Annotated in this window: 15 protein-coding genes, 1 tRNA gene and 1 pseudogene; 12 read left to right on the top strand and 5 right to left on the bottom strand. The window is 64.0% G+C overall.

The features are described 5' to 3' along the window. Positions 1–28 precede the first annotated feature (28 nt). The 3 genes from M4J40_RS09225 to M4J40_RS09215 all read right to left on the bottom strand — a co-directional run bounded on the left by M4J40_RS09225 (position 29) and on the right by M4J40_RS09215 (position 2394). Entirely contained in the window at positions 29–1489 is a 1461-nt protein-coding gene (locus tag M4J40_RS09225; RefSeq protein WP_251753794.1) for a GumC family protein, read from the bottom strand. Positions 1490–1727: 238 nt separating this feature from the next. Then, positions 1728–2186, bottom strand: a complete 459-nt coding sequence (locus M4J40_RS09220) for a YbaK/EbsC family protein (RefSeq protein ID WP_251753793.1) — start codon at positions 2184–2186, stop codon at positions 1728–1730. A 1-nt stretch (position 2187) separates the two neighbouring features. Beyond that, positions 2188–2394 (bottom strand): DUF1737 domain-containing protein, encoded by a 207-nt coding sequence (locus tag M4J40_RS09215; protein WP_251753792.1) that lies wholly within the window; start codon positions 2392–2394, stop codon positions 2188–2190. 190 nt (positions 2395–2584) lie between these two features. On the opposite strand from M4J40_RS09215, the gene M4J40_RS09210 reads away from it, so the two are divergent. The 12 genes and pseudogenes from M4J40_RS09210 to M4J40_RS09155 form a co-directional block, all read left to right on the top strand. Beyond that, on the top strand, positions 2585–4507 hold the full coding sequence (locus tag M4J40_RS09210) for an ABC transporter ATP-binding protein/permease (protein ID WP_251753791.1): 1923 nt from the start codon (positions 2585–2587) through the stop codon (positions 4505–4507). 33 nt (positions 4508–4540) lie between these two features. After that, the gene (gene bglX / locus M4J40_RS09205) at positions 4541–6826 is read left to right on the top strand and encodes a beta-glucosidase BglX (RefSeq protein ID WP_251753790.1); all 2286 of its coding nucleotides are present in this window, start codon (positions 4541–4543) and stop codon (positions 6824–6826) included. Continuing rightward, positions 6823–8091 (top strand): glucoamylase family protein, encoded by a 1269-nt coding sequence (locus M4J40_RS09200; RefSeq protein WP_251753789.1) that lies wholly within the window; start codon positions 6823–6825, stop codon positions 8089–8091. The genes bglX and M4J40_RS09200 overlap by 4 nt, the downstream gene beginning before the upstream one ends. Then, a complete protein-coding gene (locus M4J40_RS09195; RefSeq protein ID WP_251753788.1) occupies positions 8088–8876 on the top strand; it encodes a S9 family peptidase in 789 nt (262 codons plus the stop codon). The genes M4J40_RS09200 and M4J40_RS09195 overlap by 4 nt, the downstream gene beginning before the upstream one ends. A gap of 336 nt (positions 8877–9212) precedes the next feature. Continuing rightward, complete coding sequence (sdhC, locus tag M4J40_RS09190; RefSeq protein WP_251753787.1) at positions 9213–9611, top strand: succinate dehydrogenase, cytochrome b556 subunit; 399 nt, start codon at positions 9213–9215, stop codon at positions 9609–9611. An 8-nt stretch (positions 9612–9619) separates the two neighbouring features. After that, a complete protein-coding gene (gene sdhD / locus M4J40_RS09185) occupies positions 9620–10012 on the top strand; it encodes a succinate dehydrogenase, hydrophobic membrane anchor protein (RefSeq protein ID WP_251753786.1) in 393 nt (130 codons plus the stop codon). A gap of 2 nt (positions 10013–10014) precedes the next feature. After that, entirely contained in the window at positions 10015–11856 is a 1842-nt protein-coding gene (sdhA, locus tag M4J40_RS09180) for a succinate dehydrogenase flavoprotein subunit (protein ID WP_251753785.1), read from the top strand. 61 nt (positions 11857–11917) lie between these two features. Further along, positions 11918–12697, top strand: coding sequence for a succinate dehydrogenase iron-sulfur subunit (locus M4J40_RS09175; protein ID WP_251753784.1), 780 nt, complete (start codon positions 11918–11920; stop codon positions 12695–12697). Between the two features lie 19 nt (positions 12698–12716). Continuing rightward, on the top strand, positions 12717–13040 hold the full coding sequence (locus tag M4J40_RS09170) for a hypothetical protein (protein WP_251753783.1): 324 nt from the start codon (positions 12717–12719) through the stop codon (positions 13038–13040). A gap of 431 nt (positions 13041–13471) precedes the next feature. Beyond that, on the top strand, positions 13472–13960 hold the full coding sequence (locus M4J40_RS09165) for a hypothetical protein (RefSeq protein WP_251753782.1): 489 nt from the start codon (positions 13472–13474) through the stop codon (positions 13958–13960). A 235-nt stretch (positions 13961–14195) separates the two neighbouring features. Beyond that, positions 14196–14285 (top strand) — tRNA-Ser (locus tag M4J40_RS09160). Positions 14286–14422: 137 nt separating this feature from the next. Further along, positions 14423–14927: pseudogene (locus tag M4J40_RS09155) on the top strand (transposase); the annotation flags it as partial. Positions 14928–15402: 475 nt separating this feature from the next. On the opposite strand, the gene M4J40_RS09150 reads toward M4J40_RS09155, so the two are convergent. Both M4J40_RS09150 and M4J40_RS09145 read right to left on the bottom strand, forming a co-directional pair. Beyond that, positions 15403–15966, bottom strand: coding sequence for an invasion associated locus B family protein (locus tag M4J40_RS09150; RefSeq protein ID WP_251753781.1), 564 nt, complete (start codon positions 15964–15966; stop codon positions 15403–15405). Positions 15967–16009: 43 nt separating this feature from the next. Then, on the bottom strand, positions 16010–17818 hold the full coding sequence (locus M4J40_RS09145; RefSeq protein ID WP_251753780.1) for a ShlB/FhaC/HecB family hemolysin secretion/activation protein: 1809 nt from the start codon (positions 17816–17818) through the stop codon (positions 16010–16012). Positions 17819–17862: the final 44 nt, after the last annotated feature.

The following is a 17862-nucleotide window of genomic DNA, read 5'->3' as shown; positions in this document are numbered from 1 at the left end:
TATCTGTCTTGACCTTGTTGGTGGCGGGTTATTCGGCGGCGGCGAGAGGCCGCTTTCGCAACGACTGGAGGGAAGCCGTGCGACGTCGCTTCGGAGGACCCAGGATGAGATACAGAAACCAAGCCGCTCCGAACCCGGCAACACAGCCCACAAACGCGCTGGCAGCGAGTATCAGCGTGGCCCTGGGGGCGGTTGGCTTGGTCGCAGGTTGAGCTGGCGATATGACGCGCGCCGTCGTCGCCGGCAGCGAGATCTGCTCGCGAGCCTGCTTGGCCTTGGTGGAGAAACTGTCGAAAAGCGCGCGATTCTGACCGGCGATCTGCTCGAGTTCCCTGAGCTTCACCGACGCTGCGTTGGACTGGGCGAGACTTTCCTGCGCCTTGGCCAGCATATCCTTGAGAGCGGTCTGCTGCGCTGCGGCGGAACGGTAGTCCGCCTCCGCCTTGGCGAGTACACGAGCAACTTCGGCGTCGAGGGCCCTTTCGAGAGCCCTGCGGTGTTCCTGGGCTCGGATCAGTCTTGGGTACCGAGGACCGTAGGTGTCGGAAAGCATGCTTTCCTCCGCCCGGGCCTGGCTGATCTGCATGCGGATCTGGCCCGCCAAATCCGATGCCGAAGCGCTGGCTCCATTTTCGCGCAAAGCGTCCAGCGCGGCCTTGGCCGCTTCCGCGGCGACTGAAGCCCCCACGAGTTGGCTGCTCAGTTCGCCCACCTGCCGCTCGGCCAGCGGAACACCGTTGGTATCGAGAAGCCCATTCTGACGCCGATAGGTCTCGACAGCCTGCTCGGACTCCTCCGTGACCCTACCGAGTTCGGCAAGGCGCGCTTCCAGACTGGCCGCCGACTCGCGCGCGCTGTCGTCGACGACGCTTTGGCCGTTGCTGAGGTAGATGTCGCTGAGCGCATTCGCGAGCGTGGCCGACCGCGTCGGCGAGCCGGTGGTCACCGAAACGTTTAGAACATAGGTGTTGTCGACGCGCTTGACGTCCACGGCTTTCTGCAGGCCGGCAAGGGCCCTGTCGAAGGGAGAGACCTCGGCAACACGGCTCCGGTCCTCTCCGTAGAGCAATGTTGCAACCACTCTCTTCAACTCGCCGATCGGCCCGGTCGAGCTTGAAACGAAGGCCGGATCGACATCGAGTCGTTCTCGCTCGACCAACTGGCCAAGAACCGAGCGGGATGTGAGGATGGTCATCTGGCTATCGACCAGCGCTCCATCAGCGCCCTGCGACGACGACCCCATGCCCGTCGGCGCCACGCGAAGATCGACAAGACCGCGTTCCCGAGGATCGATGAAGATGGAGACGGTGGACGTGTAAGTCTTTGGGGAGAGCCAGACGAAGGCAAATCCTGCGAAGACGCACAGGAAGACGACAGCCGCGATGAGCCGCCAGCGCGACGAGAAAGCTTGCGCGAGAGTGCGCAAGTCTTCGGCAAGGCTGGCCTCGATTGCGCGGCCGCCCGGATAGCCCGGCTCAACGATTTTCATAGCACCGACCCATAAGTGACGCGTGCGTTTCGAATGGGTCTCGTAACACGAACAGGCCGCCACTGGAGCGATAGAGTGAAAAATTGGTTAACAGAAAAAATGCATTTTGAACACAAAATGACTAAAGAACAGGCGAACGACAGCTATGCACGTTGTGCATTACCGCCATCGTTCAACTGTTCGAAGGAAGCTTGAGCCGAGCCAAGGATGCGTCAGCGGCAGCCCAGGCCCGTCGCTTTCACTGGCAAACGTCGACCCAGCTGGCACCGACGAGTTCGGCCAGCCGCTCCGTGCCGATGCGGACCGCCGCGTTGGTGGCGCCGGCCGCCGGCAGCACTTCGGCAAAGAGCTGGAGCGACCGATCGCAATAGATCGGCAGTGACGTTTTCAGGCCGAAGGGGCACACGCCACCGATGGGATGACCGGTCAACTCGACGACTTCCTCAAGGCCGAGCATCCGGGCCTTGCCCCCGAAGGCCTCCCGAGCCTTGCGGTTATCGAGCCGGGACATACCCCCTGCCACCAGCAACATGGCTTGCTCGCCAACCCTGAGACAGATTGTCTTGGCGATCTGGGCCGGGTCGACGCCGTGGGCGGCGGCGGCCTCGGCAACGGTGGCCGACGAGGCCTCGGTTTCGATCACGGTGATATCGGGCGCGTTTTCAGCGAAGAAAGCCCTAACGCTGTCGAGGCTCATCTCACCACTCGCCGAGCTTGATGTCGGGCGTATAATCGACGCCATCGACTTCCTTGACCACAGGCTGGCCACAAATCACTCGTCCTTGCACAGGGTCGAAGGTGAGCGCTGGCGAGCCGGCGAGCTGCCAGCCCTTGTTGAGTGCGTCGGTAACGCGATGACAGAAGGACGCGTCATCGGGTCCGGTCAGAAAACGGTAGAGCTTCATGGGATATCATCTCGCAAAACAGACGGATCGATCGAATAGTTTAGGCCGCGACGGGCTTGTCAAGGTCGCGGCGACGGCCCACCACCACGCTTCCACCCTTAATCCCTTTTGGCGACGTCGCCCATCGATAGGCTTAAAGAGGCATTAAAGTTTGAGAGGCAGGCTTCGACCATCGGAGGTCCGGTCTGCCTTGGCGGGCGACGTAGGAGTGAATGCGCTGGCTACCCCTGTTTCCTCGATGCGCAGCTTCTGGGGGCTGCTCAGGGCCTACTGGATCTCGGACAGGTGGCGAGAGGCTTGGGCGCTGACACTGGCCGTCGTGCTTCTGTCGGCGGCGGCCAGCAAGAGCGGAGTCTGGCTGGCCCAGGCTTCCGGCTCGTTCATCGCCACCATCGCGTCCTTTCACGACGCCAACGCACCGACCATCGACGAGGTACTGATGACGGCTGGCGCGCTGGTCGCGCTGGCCCTGCTCAAGTACGTGGTGTTCATCGGCTTCCGGCACTATTTCTCGACCACGCTGCACCGCAAATGGCGCCAGTGGCTCGACAGCCAGTTCAACGCGGCCCTGCTCTCCGACCACCGCCCTTACTATCATCTTCTGGTGATGGGCGCCTCCGACGAGGGGGCGAACGTGCCGGACAACATCGACCAGCGCATCCAGGAATCGATCAAGGCGATGACCGGCAACGCGCTCGGGATGGCGATGGGCCTCATCTCGGTGGTGACGTCGGTCTATTTTGTCGGCGAAACTCTGCTGGCCAGCTCGGTCGCCATCAAGGGCCTCGAGTTTCTGGGCACCTATGCCAGCGCCGTCTTGGTGTTCGCCTTGGCCGTCACCTACGTGCCACTGTCGACGGCGATCGCGCTTCGGATCGGCCGTGCCATCGAAGCGCTCAACATGGCGATGCTTCGCGCCGAGGGCAGCTATCGCGCCGAACTGTCGATGCTGGTCCGCCGGATCCTGCCGATCGCCGCTGCGCGCGGGGAAAGGGTTCAGGCCTCGATCCATCGGCGGCAATATCAGGCGATCGATCGGACCTGGGGCCTGCAGAACAAGGTGTCGGCGATCTTCCTGGCGTTCAATGGCAGCTACAACTACATCACTCAGCGCGTCGTGGCCTACATGCCCAACCTGCCCGCCTACATGCAGGGCGGCATATCCTTTCGCACCTACATCACCGGTTCGGAGCTGGCCAGCGAGCTGATCAGCGACTGCTCCTGGGTGATCCAGGTGATGCCGGACATCGCGAACCTGCGCGCCAACGTCAACCGCGTCGTCGAACTGGCCGATGCCATCGAGCGCGTTCAGGATGCGCAGGCTTTCTATCGCGAGACCGGCATTTCCGAGTTCCGTTACGAGCAGCAGGCGCCAGAGAAGGGGCTTTCGGTTCAGGGGCTCGAGCTGATGTTCTCGGGCAAGGAAGCGCAGCCCTTCCTGCGTGTCGCGCGTCTGTCGATCAAACCGGGTCAGTGGATCTTCGTGCGAGGCCCGTCGGGCTCGGGAAAGTCCTGCCTTATCAAGGCACTCAATGGCCTATGGCCTTACGGGCGCGGTCGGGTGATCATGCCAGAAGGAATGAAGGCGCTCTATGCTTGCCAGGACACCCGGCTGCCTCAAGCCAGCCTCAAGCAACTGATTGCCATTCCCGAGGACGAGCACGAGCACCGCGATCTCGAGGTGGCCGCCATCATGAGCGCGGTGGGCCTCGGCGAGTTCATCCCCTCGATGGGCAACCCCTACTATCGCGGCCGGCGCTGGGACGACGTGCTGTCCGGCGGGCAAAAGCAGAAGGTCGTGCTCGCCCGCATCCTGCTGCACACGCCGGACGTGCTTTTCCTCGACGAGGCGACAGCAGCCCTCGACCCCGAGGCCCGGACGGAGTTCCACCGCCTTGTTCGGCAATACTGCCCCAAGGCGACGGTGCTATCGGTGATGCACGAGCAGACGCCGCCCGCCGACAGCCTCGGCCGCTCCTTCTATCACGCCATCCTCAACATCGAGAACGGACGCGCCGGCCTTGAGCCGGTGGTCGTCCCGGCGCCAGAGCCGGTTCGCGACCTGCGCGGCGGTCTTCGCTCGATGCTGTCTGTGATGCGCCATCGCCCATGACCCCGAAACGGGGACCAACTCGGACGTCCGGATATGACAAAGGACTTGGACTTCATCGACGACCTGCTTGATCGGATGACCCTTGCGGAAAAGATCGGCCAGCTCAATCTCGTCACCCCCGGCGGGGAGACGCTGACCGGCACCGTCGTCAACACCGACGTGGCCGAGAAGATCAGGACCGGCCGCATCGGTGGCATCTTCGGCGTGAAATCGGCCGAGGCGGTGCGCGTCTTTCAGGATCTCGCACAGGAAACGCGCCTGAAGATCCCGCTGATGTTCGCCGAGGATGTCATCCACGGCCAGAAGACCATATTCCCCCTGCCCCTGGCGCTCGCCGCCAGCTGGGACATGGACCTTGTCCGCGCCACCGCCCGCGTGGCCGCGCGGGAAGCGGCGTCGATCGGCATCGACCAGGTCTACTCGCCGATGATCGACGTCTGTCGCGATCCGCGCTGGGGGCGGATCGCAGAAAGCCCCGGCGAAGACCCCTACCTGGCCTCCCGTTTCGCCGAGGCGATGGTCGAAGGCTACCAGGACAACGATCTCTCCCGCCCCGACGCGGTGATGGCCTGCCTCAAGCACTTCTGCGGCTATGGCGGCGGCATGGGCGGCCGCGATTACGACGCTGTCGATCTCTCCCCGGCCACGCTGCACGACGTGGTGCTCCCCCCCTTCGTTGCCGGCATGCGGGCGGGTGCCGGTTCGATCATGGCGTCCTTCAACACACTGAACGGCGTGCCGATGCATGCCAACCGCGCCGTGATCACCGAGATGTTCCGCGAGAAGCTCGGTTTTGAAGGCCTTGTCGTCGCCGACTACACCGGAATCCTCGAACTGATCGCCCACGGTGTCGCGGCCGATCGAGCGGATGCCGCCCGCCTCGGCCTCACGGCCGGCGTCGACATGGACATGGTATCGGAAACCTACCTCGAGACCCTAGAGGACAGCGTCGGGAAGGGGCTCGTCACCCAGGCCGAGATAACGGCCGCCTGCCGCCGCGTACTCGAAGCCAAGCTGAAACTCGGCCTGTTCGACGATCCCTACCATCGGCTCGACTGGGGGCGCTCGGCGCAACCCATCCTGACCGCGCCCAACCGGCAGCTCGCCCGCGAGGCGGTGGCCGCCGCAACGGTCGTCCTCAAGAACGAGGGCAATCTCCTTCCCCTGCCGGCGCCGGAGAGCGGCAAGATCGGCACCATCGCCCTTGTCGGGCCCCTCGCGCTCGATCGCGTCAACATGAACGGCACCTGGGCCGTGGCCGCTTCGCCCTCCACAGTCGTCCCCATTGCCGACGGACTGCGTGAGGCCGTGGGCAACGCGGTGAGCGTGCTCACCGCCAAGGGGGCCAACATCGTCGACGAACTCTGGCTCGCCAGCCGGCTCAACGTCCACGACTGGAAGGACCTGTCCGTCGTCATCGACGTCCGGTCGCCCGAAGCGATGATCGCCGAGGCTGTCGCCACCGCGTCGAGCGCCGATGTCACCATCGCCGTCGTCGGAGAGGCGCGCGAGTATTCCGGCGAGTCCTCCTCCCGCAGCGATCTTTCGATCCCCGAGCCACAGAAGAAGCTGCTCCGCGCCATGAAGGCGACCGGCAAGCCGCTCGTCGTCGTCGTCATGACCGGACGGCCGCTGGTGCTCGCCGAGGAAGCCTTGCTTGCCGATGCGCTTCTCGTTGCCTGGTTCGGCGGGACGGAGATCGGTCACGGGCTTGCGGACGTACTGTTCGGCAAGGCCGAGCCCTCCGGCCGCTTGCCGGCGACCTTCCCCTACAGCCTCGGGCAGGTGCCCATCACCTATTCTCACCGGCCAACCGGCCGGCCGGCACCGGGTCGCTTTCAGAAGTTCACCTCCGGCTACGTCGACCTGCCCGACGACGTGCCCCAGAATGATGGCCTCTATCCCTTTGGTTTCGGCCTCGGTTACGGCACGGTGGCTTACGGCCCACCGCGCGCCGACCGGACGGAGCTCACAGGCGAGGACCGCCTCGAAGTGACCGTCACCGTCACCAACCTCGGCGACCGCCCCACACTCGAAACGGTGCAGCTCTACATTGGCGATCCCGTGGCAAGCGTCAGTCGACCGGTGAAGGAGCTCAAGGCCTTCCGAAAGCTGACGCTCGCTCCCCGCGCCGCTGAAGCCGCCAGCTTCATCGTCACCGCCGCTGATCTCGACTACTCCGTGGCGGAAACGGTCACCGATACTCGCCGGCGCCTGGAAGGCGGGGCATTCGACATCCACGTCGGCCCCAACTCTCGCGAGACCCAAGCCGTACGCGTCGTCTGGAACGAGCCGCGGCGCGAAGGAAAGCGCTCATGAACTTCTCGCCGGCCACCGTCGCGGCCATGAGCGACGACGCCTTGCTGGACCTCGTGCAGCGGGCCACACTGAGCTACTTCTGGGACTATGGCCATCCGGTGAGCGGCATGGCCCGCGAGCGTGACAACGACGCCTTCGGCTACTCGCCCGACGACACCGTCACCACCGGCGGCACCGGCTTCGGCATCATGGCCCTGATTGCCGGCGCCGAGCGAAGCTTTCTCGTCCGCGAAGACGTCATCGAGCGCATCGCACGGATCGTCGGCTTTCTCGAAACGGCGGATCGGTTTCACGGCGTCTTTCCGCATTTCCTGAACGGAGAGACCGGCAAGGTCATCCCATTCGGCGAGAAGGATGACGGCGGCGATCTCGTAGAAACATCCTTCCTGGTGGCCGGTCTTCTGACGGCACGACAGTGGTTGATCCCGGCCCGGCCGGATGTTGCAGCCCGCATCGACCGGCTGTGGCGCGAGGTGGAATGGAGCCACCATCTGAGGGCTGACGGCGCCCTGCTCTGGCACTGGAGCCCGGTTCACGGCTTTGCCATGAATCACGCGATCACCGGCTGGAACGAGTGCCTGATCACCCACGTGCTGGCCGCCGCCGCGCCAACCCATCGCGTACCGATCTCCACCTATCACCAGTCGTGGGCCAAGGGCCGCGACTTCCTGAACGGCCGGAACTACGGCGGCGTGACCTTGCCGCTCGGCCCCGACTATGGCGGACCACTGTTCTTTGCCCACTACTCCTTCATGGGCCTCGATCCGCGCGGCCTCTCCGACACCTATGCCAACTATGTCGCCCAGAATACCGCGCACGCGCTTATCAACCGCGCTCACTGTCTGACAAATCCCGGCGGATTTTCTGGTTACGGCCCGGACTGCTGGGGGTTGACCGCATCCGACACTTTCGACGGCTATAACGCCCACTCCGCGACCAACGATACCGGCGTGATCACGCCGACGGCGGCGCTCGCCTCGTTTCCCTATGTTCCCAGGGAAGCGATGGAGGCTCTGCGCGGCTTCCTCACCGCCATGGACGGGCGGCTGTTCGGCCCGCGCGGCTTTGTCGACGCCTTCTCGCCGGGGCGGAACTGGGTGGCTTCGAGCCACCTCGCCATCGACCAGGGACCTATTGTCGTTATGATCGAGAACCACCGCTCGGCGCTTCTCTGGACGCTGTTCATGTCGGCGCCGGAGGTGCTGGCCGGCCTTAGCCGCCTTGGCTTCTCGAGCCCCCACCTCGACAAGGTCGCCGTGGCATGACGCCCGACATCATCCCGCTCGGCGGCTCAGACGATCCGGACGCGGCCGATGCCCGCATGAGCATCGAGCTGTGGCGGACCGATACGCGATCCCCTCGCCTTGCCATCACCGCCCACGGCCGCAACGGCGCGGCCCGGGCACCCCACATGCAGAAGCTGATCGATGCCTATCGCGCGCGCGACTACGTCGTCGTCTCCCCCAACTGCTGCGCTTCGGCCTGGAACGACAGCGTCGGCAGCGAGGCCGACTTTCTGCTTGAGAACCACGTTCGCGACGTGCGCCGTACAATCGACTGGGCGATGGTCAATGCAGCCACCATAGGTTGGAGCTGCGACCACCTTGCCCTCTGCGGTCACTCCATGGGGGCCTACGCGGTCGCGCGCCTTGCCGCGCGTGAGTATGCGGGGAAGGCCTCCCATCTGCTGCTCGTGTCGCCCTTCACCTCCGGGGCCCGCCAGATCGAGGCGCGCGAGAAGTATCATCCGAACGGCATCGCCAAGCTCAAGCGCGAGGTGCCACGCGCACTCGACGAGTGGCCTCGCCACGACATTTTCACCGTCATCGACCTCCTGAGAGTGCCGGTGGCGGTGTTTGCCGGCGGCAAGGACATCGTGGCGCCGCCGGAGAATGTCGATGAGTTCGTGAAACGGCTACCCAGGCCGCCCTTCTGCCGGCTGCTTCCGGACGCCTCTCACTGCCTGGAAGGCGGCGATTACCGGTCCGAGCTTCTGGCCGCCATCGACTGGCTGGACCTAGGCGAGACATCCTCCGCTCCGCCCGCCTGAGCCGCCGCAGCTCGGGACGGTGCTTCCGCGCCTCTTGAGAGGCGTAGGCATTTAGTCGTATTTACACGTAGCTTGTTTCGCCGTTTCACGGTCGAGGCATGGCTTGGCGTCTATCCGCTTTGCCGGATTTTCCGGAAAATTCCGGCGCGCAACCGCCGGGGCCGACTGGAACTGTATCGTTTTGCATCGGGGCCTTGGCGATTTGGCTTTGACGGCCCACCTCCGAGAAGGTACTTACGACTCAGGCTCTTTCCTATTGCTTGACGTTAACGTCAACGTAAAGTGACCATGCCAAAGGGAGCGCTCGTCTCCCGCCTCATGAGGGAACTTCATCCGATGGCCGACGCCCGTCTGGCGGCTTCCCGCCCGCTCTCGCCGCACCTGCAGGTCTTTCGCTTCATCCTGACCATGGCGATGTCGATCGTCCACCGCATCACCGGCGGCTTCCTTTACGTCGGCACGCTGTTCGTCGCCGTCTGGCTGGTGGCGGCGGCGAGCGGACCGGAGTGGTTCGCCCTCGTTGACGGCGTCTATCAGAGCTGGATCGGCCGCCTGATCCTCCTGGGCCTCGTCTGGTCGCTGATCCATCATGCCATCGGCGGCGTTCGTCATTTCATCTGGGATCTGGGCTACGGCTTTGACCCGAAGACGGCCGACCGCCTGGCCCTGTTCAACCTCGTGGCCGGCGTGGTGCTGACGGGCATCGTCGCCATCGCCGCCCTCCTCTTCGCTTGAGGCCCGCCATGAGCAAGTCCTTTCGCTTCCAGACACCGCTGAAGCAGGCCCGTGGCTTCGGCTCGGGCAAGTCAGGCACGACGCACTTCTGGCAACAGCGGGTGACCGGTGTCGCGGCCCTGCTTCTGTCGCTCGTCTACGTGGTGCTGCTCGTCAAGCTGCAAGGCGACGACTATCCCACGGTGATCGCCACGCTCGGCAACCCCTTCGTCGCCGTCCTGATGCTCGCCTTCCTGGGCGTCAGCGTCTGGCACATGAAGATCGGCATGCAGGTCATCATCGAGGACTACGTCAACCAGCCGATGCTGCGCGTGCTGGCGCTGATGGCCAACTCCTTCTTCTCGGCGCTGGTCGGCATTGCCTCGGCCGTAGCGCTCATCAAGATCACCTTCGGAGCCTGATCATGGCCGTTGCCTCAGAGAATGCCGGCGGCAAGCAGACCGCCTTCAACGTCGGCGGCCGCGCCTATCAGTTCATCGACCACACCTTCGACGTGGTGGTGGTGGGCGCCGGCGGCGCCGGTCTCCGGGCCGTCGTCGGCGCCTCGGAGGCAGGCCTCTCCACCGCCTGCATCACCAAGGTGTTTCCCACCCGCTCGCACACCGTGGCCGCCCAGGGCGGCGTTGCCGCCTCGCTCGGCAACATGGGGCCGGACGACTGGCGCTGGCACATGTACGACACCGTCAAGGGGTCGGACTGGCTGGGCGATCAGGATGCCATCGAATATCTGGTACGCAACGCGCCGGCCGCCGTCTACGAGCTCGAGCACTGGGGCGTGCCCTTCTCCCGCACCGAGGAAGGCAAGATCTACCAGCGGCCGTTCGGCGGCATGACGACCAACTTCGGCGAGGGCATCGCCCAGCGCACTTGCGCCGCCGCCGACCGCACCGGTCACGCCATGCTGCACACCATGTACGGCCAGGCGCTCCGGCATTCGGCTGAGTTCTTCATCGAATACTTCGCCATCGACCTGATCATGGAGAATGGCGCCTGCCGTGGCGTGGTCGCGCTCGACATGGAGACCGGCTCGATCCACCGCTTTCGCGCCCACAAGACGGTGTTGGCGACCGGCGGTTACGGCCGCGCCTATTTCTCCTGCACGTCGGCCCACACCTGCACCGGCGACGGCAACGCCATGGTGCTGCGCGCCGGTCTGGCCTTGCAGGACATGGAGTTCGTGCAGTTCCACCCGACCGGCATCTATGGCGCTGGCTGCCTGATTACCGAGGGCTCGCGCGGCGAAGGCGGCTATCTCACCAACTCCGAAGGCGAGCGCTTCATGGAGCGCTACGCGCCGTCGGCCAAGGACCTTGCCAGCCGCGACGTCGTCTCCCGCTCCATGACCATGGAAATCCGCGAGGGACGCGGCGTCGGCAAGCTCAAGGACCACATCTACCTGCACCTCGACCATCTCGACCCGGCGATCCTCGCCGAGCGCCTGCCGGGCATCTCGGAAAGCGCCAAGATCTTCGCCGGCGTCGACGTGACGCGCGAGCCGATTCCGGTGCTGCCGACCGTCCACTACAACATGGGCGGTATTCCCACGAACTACCACGGCGAGGTGCTCGCCAAGATCGATGGCGATCCCGACCGGATCGTGCCGGGCCTGATGGCCGTTGGTGAGGCCGCCTGCGTGTCGGTGCACGGCGCCAACCGCCTCGGCTCCAACTCGCTGATCGACCTCGTGGTGTTCGGCCGCGCCGTCGGCCACCGCTGCGCCGAGACCATAGACAAGGGCGCCCGCATCGCCGACCTGCCCAAGGACGCCGGCCTCTATGCCCTGGAGCGGCTCGACCGCGTGCGCCATGCCTCAGGCTCGACGCCGACGGCTGAGCTCCGGCTGTCGATGCAGAAGACCATGCAGTCCAACTGCGCCGTGTTCCGCACCGGCGAAGTGCTGGAAGAGGGCGTCAAGCTGATCCACGACTGCTGGGCGGCCGGCGACGACCTCAAGACCACCGATCGCTCGCTGATCTGGAATACCGATCTCACCGAAGCGCTCGAATACGAGAACCTGATTCTGCAAGCCGTGGTCACCATGGAAGGCGCTGCCAATCGCAAGGAAAGCCGTGGCGCCCATGCCCGCGAGGACTATCCCAACCGCGACGACGGTGAGTGGATGAAGCACACGCTGGCTTCCATCGACGCCGGCGCTCGCACCGTCGGTCTCGATTACCGGCCGGTGCATACCTACACGATGACCTCCGAGATCGACTACATCCAGCCGAAGGCGCGCGTGTACTGAGCGTCAACTGCCTCGACACAAACGTCGATCGGCCAACGAAAGCTTTCGAGGAAACAATTCCATGGTTCAGCTCACGCTGCCGAAGAACTCGAAGATCAAGGCTGGCAAGGTCTGGCCGAAGCCGGAGGGCGCCGCGCGCGTTCGCGAGTTCCGCATCTACCGCTGGGACCCGGAGGATGGGCGCAATCCGCGGCTCGACACCTTCTTCGTCGATGTCGACGATTGCGGGCCGATGGTGCTCGACGCGCTCTTGTGGATCAAGAACAAGGTCGATCCGACGCTGGCGCTGCGCCGCTCCTGCCGCGAGGGCATCTGCGGCTCCTGCGCCATGAACATCGACGGCATGAACACGCTGGCCTGCACCAAGGGCATGGAAGAGATTTCCGGCCCCATCAAGGTCTATCCGCTGCCGCACATGAACGTGGTGAAGGACCTGGTGCCCGACCTCACCCACTTCTACGCCCAGCACAAGTCGATCGAGCCGTGGCTGCACACCTCTTCGCCGACGCCGGAGACCGAGTGGCTGCAGAGCCATGACGACCGCCAGAAGCTCGACGGCCTCTACGAGTGCATTCTCTGCGCCTGTTGCTCGACGTCCTGCCCGAGCTACTGGTGGAACGGAGACCGCTACCTCGGTCCGGCGATCCTGCTGCAGGCCTACCGCTGGCTGATCGACAGCCGCGACGAGGCGACCGGCGAGCGACTCGACAACCTCGAGGACCCGTTCCGCCTCTACCGCTGCCACACCATCATGAACTGCGCCCAGACCTGCCCGAAGGGCCTCAACCCGGCCAAGGCCATTGCCGAGATCAAGAAGATGATGGTCGAGCGGCAGATCTGACGGTCATTTCCCTCGTTCGATGAAAAAGGCGGCCCGAGGTGATTCGGTGCCGCCTTTTTTGTGCGCCTTGCCGCCACAACACCTTGCCCGCGACCGGCTTCCGTCCTTTTTCCACCTCAATAAAGACGGCTTCCGATGGCTTATATCCCAGTCGGCGCTGGGCTTTCCGGCGCTGCTGAAAGCCAAAGAAATGTTCGCCCGTAAACTCCTCGTCAGCCTCGTCTTCGCCGCCGTCTTTGCCCAGGCTCTCGCCGCCCTTGCCGAGTACGCCGCCGTGAAAAGCGCCGCATCGATGAGCACGGTTGTGGAAACGACTGCTTCTCTGGAAGCACCGACATCCTGATCGAATAGCTGCCGCTGGCTGCCCACAAAGCCAGCAGACCGGCGCCAGCGGGTCGCCGGCGATGGCGCCCGATCAAGACTAGCGCGCATGCGCTACGCCCTTCGACGGGCTTGAAGGCACGTCCTTGAGACTATACCTCGCCAACGTCCGACTGGCGGCACGCCGATTCTGCCTTGAAGATGAAGGCCTTAGACTTTGGTCTAGGTTGGTTGTCCGGGGAAGGCGAGTGGGTGGCGCGCTTTATGCATTTGAGTTTTGCGAGAGGCGCGTCATCGGCCTGTCTCGCAAACGTCATGGAGAATCCATCGGCGCGGCGCAGAGGAGTGTGGGGACTGATCGCGCCCTGAGAGCGCGCGCTTCCCTGGAGCATGGTGAAGAGAGACGGAACGATGGCGTTGATGACACCTCCGAGCGGCAGGGGCTTGTTCAGGATGCAGACCGTCGATGTACTGTTTCTGTGCGAAACCAACAGTGCAACCAGCCTGATGGCCGAAGCGCTGCTCAATCAGCGTGGCGACATGCGCATCCGCGCCTTCAGCGCCGGAAGTCGGCCGGCAACGGCCCTCCTGCCCGAAGCGGAGCAGGCGCTCTGTCAGCGCGCCATCCCGACTGACGGGCTGGAGCCAAAGTCGTGGACCATCTTCGCCCTGCCCGGCGGGCTTCGCCCTCACATCGTCGTCGATCTGGCCACCGTCACCTGGACCGAACCGGATTGCGCCCGTCTCGCAGAATACGCGACGCTTCGCTGGCCGTTGCGCGACCCCGCACTGGTCGAGCGCAAGGCCGACCGTCGCGCCGTGACCGAGACGGTGCTCAACGCCCTGCAGACCCGAATCTCCGGCGAGCTGATGCGACGCATCGACAGCGTGCGACAGGCGATCGACGGCGAGCAGTCGCCGACCTCCCGGCAGTGGGCCTGATCGACTCCCAGGGATTCGCCGACGATAGCGCACGATGATGCACCGGCAACGCCTTACCGTGCGCTCGCCACGCTTTTTTGCCATTCGGCCACTGACGCAATTCCAATTGAAATCAGTCAATTAACCCAAACTCTCAGCCGGGAATGACGGAGTTTTCTATTGAGCCGCATACCCTCTTGCGCTCGCACCGAACATCGTTATAGTGCGCGGCCACGAGCCGGTGCGCTGGCCGTGTGGAGAGGTGGCCGAGTGGTTTAAGGCGCACGCCTGGAACGCGTGTATAGGGGCAACCCTATCGAGGGTTCGAATCCCTCCTTCTCCGCCATAAGTACTTAATTTTATTGGTATTTTTCAATTTTGCCACATAGGGCAAAACTCGTCGCATGTTCAAAGGCTTGCGGTGGGTGGTCAGCAGCTGGACTCCTCCAAATACCTCAGCAAACCGGCGCTTGAAGTGATTCAATGGGTTGTGAATCCGAGGGGGCCGACCATGCGCGAGGGATGCCCGGCTTTTCCGACATCGATGAGCTATTGATGGATCTTTCCGCCAAGGGCGACGATCTGGAGCGGATCAAGGCCGTGGTCGGCTTTGAGATGCTTCGCCTGACCTTGAAGCTGCGGTGCCGTGCGCCGATCGTTCGAAGGGAGGTCGGCCGCCGTTCGATCATGTGCTGATGTTCAAGGTCTTGATCCTGAAGGCGATGCATTCGCTTTCCGACGAGCGCACCGAGTATCTGATCAAGGCCGTCTGCCGTTCATGCGCTTTCTCGGGCTCGGCCTGGTCGATGTGGTGCCGGACGCCAACACGATCTGGACATTTCGCGAGGCGCTGAAGGAGGCGGCGGCGATCGGTGGCCTGTTCCAGCGCTTCGATGCCGCCCTGCGGGCCTCGGGCTTTCTTGCCATGTCCGGCCAGATCGCCGATGCCACGATTGTGGCGGAGCCCAAGCAGCGCACCACGTCGGCCTAGAAACGGGTAGCGCTTCACAGTAACATCGCCACATCACAAAGCGCGGCGGGAGGACGGGGCAGACCATCTCATTAGTGGTAGCGCCCTCTACCGAGCGGAAAGCTGCCGCTCACCTGATAGAGCATCGCGGGATGAGAAGACGGCAGACGTGTAAAGCCATCGGCTGTTGTCGCATGACGGAGAGATACCAATCGATCTGTCCCAATGATCGGGAAGTCCGGGATCTCTTAACTGCGTTTGCCCACGAGCGCCGTTGCGCCGTCTCCCGACGTCTGCATGTGCAGACCCGTCGGGAGGGTTTTGAGGCCGACCACAAATAGCTTTTCGGGATTTATCGGGAGAAGAGCTGAGGATGCGACGGCGTGACGGCCCGCGTCTCCTTCTGGCTTCCTGGATGCAGAAGCTGTGTCTCCATGTCAGCGAGAGCGCATCCCGGTCGGCCCGAAGGCCGACCGAGAACCATACCAAGCCATCAAATACCGGCATCCATGGCATTCTTGAATCCCGCGAGTGAGAGCGGGAGTGCGACAGGCTGGCGCTGTGCATCGACGAAGGCCAGCGTCGCCGGCTTGTCGGAGGTTTTCATTGCCCCGACAGTGGCGTCATCGATATCGGTCTGCGCAAAGCAGACCTGGACGCACTGCTTGAACTCAGCTTTGAGCGGGGCCTTGGCGCCGGGCACGCTGAGGCTGACACCCTCCGGCAACCAGACGCCCGGGGCAAGCTGAATGACGATCTGGATCGGCTCGGAAGGAGCCGGGCGACCGACGACCACGCGAGCGGCAACACCCTTGCCGTCGACGGCGAGGACGGCCCCGGCAGCCTCGCAGGTCTTGCCCCCGTCCTTTCCAACAACGCAATGCAACTGCCAGTCCCGGTAAAGTGCCGTGGTCGCCTGGGGCGTATCGGCGCCAGCGTCGTTCGTGGCGCCGGCTGCCTGGGCGCAAGCCGGGCCAAGCGAAGCCGAGCCCAGGGCGGCAAGGGCAGCCAAAAAGAGCAAGCGGATGGGAAAGCGGCAGGACTTCTTGTCGTTCATGGGTATCACCTTTGAGTTGTTGGAGAAGTGGCCGGCAAAGCGATCAGAACTTGACGTCGAGCTGACCAAAGACCGTCCAGCTTCCGGCCTTGGTCGGACCAGCGTCAGTCATGGCCCGTCCGGCGACGAAGCGCCCGGTCAAATAGTCGGAAATGGCGACGTCAACGCCCGCGCCGAGCGAGACCATCGTTTCGGAGGTTTTGCTCGAAAGGTCCTCGCCCCAGGCAGCATCTGCGAACAGATAGGGTGAGAGACTTGCCGCCACCGAGAAGTCGGCCGGGGTGGAAAGCGTCGGCGCGTGCAACTCGTTGCGCAAGACGACCCCCTGGTCCACCGCGACAGCGGAAAAATCGTAGCCGCGTGAACCGGAGGTCCCCCCGAGGGCCAGCCGTTCGGTGTCGGGCAACGCCGTACTGGAGAGCACGCCGGTGAACTGATTGACAAGCGAAAAGCCATCGTTCCCGAAAAGCGGCGGCAACTGGGTGTGCCGCGTCAGGTTGACGACGCCGTAGAGATAGGAGGCGTTGGTGACCCGGCCGTTGGTATAGCTCGACCACGCGGCGTCATCGGAGTTTGCAAGGGTAGCCCCGGGATTGGCGACGAGACTGACGTCGAACGCGGTCTGTCCATGGGAATCGCTGATGGTGTCGGTCCAGCCGAAAGCGAACTCCATCAGCGCGGCGCTGCCGGAAGACACCTCGGAACCGGAATAGTAGACTTTGCGCTCAAGGCCCTTGAAAGTGACGACGCCGTAAAGATCGCCCCAGTAATGCCCTGGCAAAAGGTTCGAAACCGCCGTGCGGTAGGTGATCGGCAGCTCGAAGGTGAGGTTCTGAACCGAGGTGAGGGCGTCGATATCCTGCCTTGTGGCCACGAGGTTTGGTGCAAACTCGATCTCTTGACGTGCAAGGGTCGGGACAACGATCCGCGCCGCTTCGCTGAGGTAGGCCGGATAGTCGCCATCGGAAAGCAGGAAACGGTCCAGATGGGCAATCAGATCGTCACCGCTCGTCAATAGCACCGAGAGCGTCGTGCCGTTGGCCCAGGGTAGGAAAACGCCGGCGCCAACCGAGTAGCGCTGGAGGCCGGTGGCATTCGACCCGCTGTTCGACCAGCCGGCCGACAGCGTCCAAGGCTTGGCCTCGTCGACTTCTAGCGAAAGGTTGGAGAGAGCAATCGCCTCGCCGGGCGAGAAGACCGCGCCGACGTGGCGATAGGGATTGCGGTTGAGCCAATCGATGTCTTCGCTGAGCTGACCCCCATCAATCGTCTCACCGCTCTCGAGGCGGATGCCAGCAGCGATCAGGCCAGCGTCGGGTGGCGAGCTTCCGCCGCTGCCCTGGACCGTGACTGTGCCAGCTCGGAAGGCAATCACTCTGAGCTGGATGACACCGTCGGTGATCTCCTGCGGCGGCGCCGTCACCGAGATGAACGGCATCCCGAACGAACGATAGACTGCGGCGACCGTCGCCTGCAGCGCGGCGATCTCGTGAGCGGAAAGAGGCCTTCCGAGGGTGGGGAGGAGTGCCGAGGCCAAGGCTGCACGCAACCCGTCCTTGCCTTGAGGCTGAGGGGCGGCCTCGACGATAACGCCGCCGGCTGGCTGGACCGAGACCGCGTCATCCTCTCCGATCAAGGTGACGCCGACCAGGTTGACGCCATAGGGCGTGGTGTCGTCCGACCCGTAGGTCGCGGCGTCGATGGTGATGGCGCTCGGCCTCGGGGACGGCACCACGACCCGATGGCGCTCGATCGGTGCGCCTTGCGTCACCGGCTGGGCCTGGCCCGGCGATACCGAGGCAATTATCAGCGCTGCAAGAGCCCCCCCCTTCCACCTCATGATCCGTCTCATGCGTTGCATTCGGCCTTGACCCCTACATTCTTCATCAACCCCGG

It is taken from the genome of Pleomorphomonas sp. JP5 (assembly GCF_023721815.1).
In the GTDB taxonomy this organism is placed as follows: Bacteria; Pseudomonadota; Alphaproteobacteria; order Rhizobiales; family Pleomorphomonadaceae; genus Pleomorphomonas.
This window is presented reverse-complemented; position numbering and strand designations above follow the sequence as displayed.

Excerpts from the sequence above, each read along its gene's own strand:
- M4J40_RS09170 (WP_251753783.1), top strand. The coding sequence starts at position 12,717 with ATGAAAAAGGCGGCCCGAGGTGATTCGGTGCCGCCTTTTTTGTGCGCC.
- sdhC (WP_251753787.1), top strand. The coding sequence starts at position 9,213 with ATGGCCGACGCCCGTCTGGCGGCTTCCCGCCCGCTCTCGCCGCACCTG.
- bglX (WP_251753790.1), top strand. The coding sequence starts at position 4,541 with ATGACAAAGGACTTGGACTTCATCGACGACCTGCTTGATCGGATGACC.
- M4J40_RS09220 (WP_251753793.1), bottom strand. The coding sequence starts at position 2,186 with ATGAGCCTCGACAGCGTTAGGGCTTTCTTCGCTGAAAACGCGCCCGAT.
- M4J40_RS09165 (WP_251753782.1), top strand. The coding sequence starts at position 13,472 with ATGCAGACCGTCGATGTACTGTTTCTGTGCGAAACCAACAGTGCAACC.
- M4J40_RS09215 (WP_251753792.1), bottom strand. The coding sequence starts at position 2,394 with ATGAAGCTCTACCGTTTTCTGACCGGACCCGATGACGCGTCCTTCTGT.
- M4J40_RS09225 (WP_251753794.1), bottom strand. The coding sequence starts at position 1,489 with ATGAAAATCGTTGAGCCGGGCTATCCGGGCGGCCGCGCAATCGAGGCC.
- M4J40_RS09175 (WP_251753784.1), top strand. The coding sequence starts at position 11,918 with ATGGTTCAGCTCACGCTGCCGAAGAACTCGAAGATCAAGGCTGGCAAG.
- M4J40_RS09195 (WP_251753788.1), top strand. The coding sequence starts at position 8,088 with ATGACGCCCGACATCATCCCGCTCGGCGGCTCAGACGATCCGGACGCG.
- M4J40_RS09145 (WP_251753780.1), bottom strand. The coding sequence starts at position 17,818 with ATGAGACGGATCATGAGGTGGAAGGGGGGGGCTCTTGCAGCGCTGATA.
- sdhA (WP_251753785.1), top strand. The coding sequence starts at position 10,015 with ATGGCCGTTGCCTCAGAGAATGCCGGCGGCAAGCAGACCGCCTTCAAC.
- M4J40_RS09150 (WP_251753781.1), bottom strand. The coding sequence starts at position 15,966 with ATGAACGACAAGAAGTCCTGCCGCTTTCCCATCCGCTTGCTCTTTTTG.
- M4J40_RS09200 (WP_251753789.1), top strand. The coding sequence starts at position 6,823 with ATGAACTTCTCGCCGGCCACCGTCGCGGCCATGAGCGACGACGCCTTG.
- sdhD (WP_251753786.1), top strand. The coding sequence starts at position 9,620 with ATGAGCAAGTCCTTTCGCTTCCAGACACCGCTGAAGCAGGCCCGTGGC.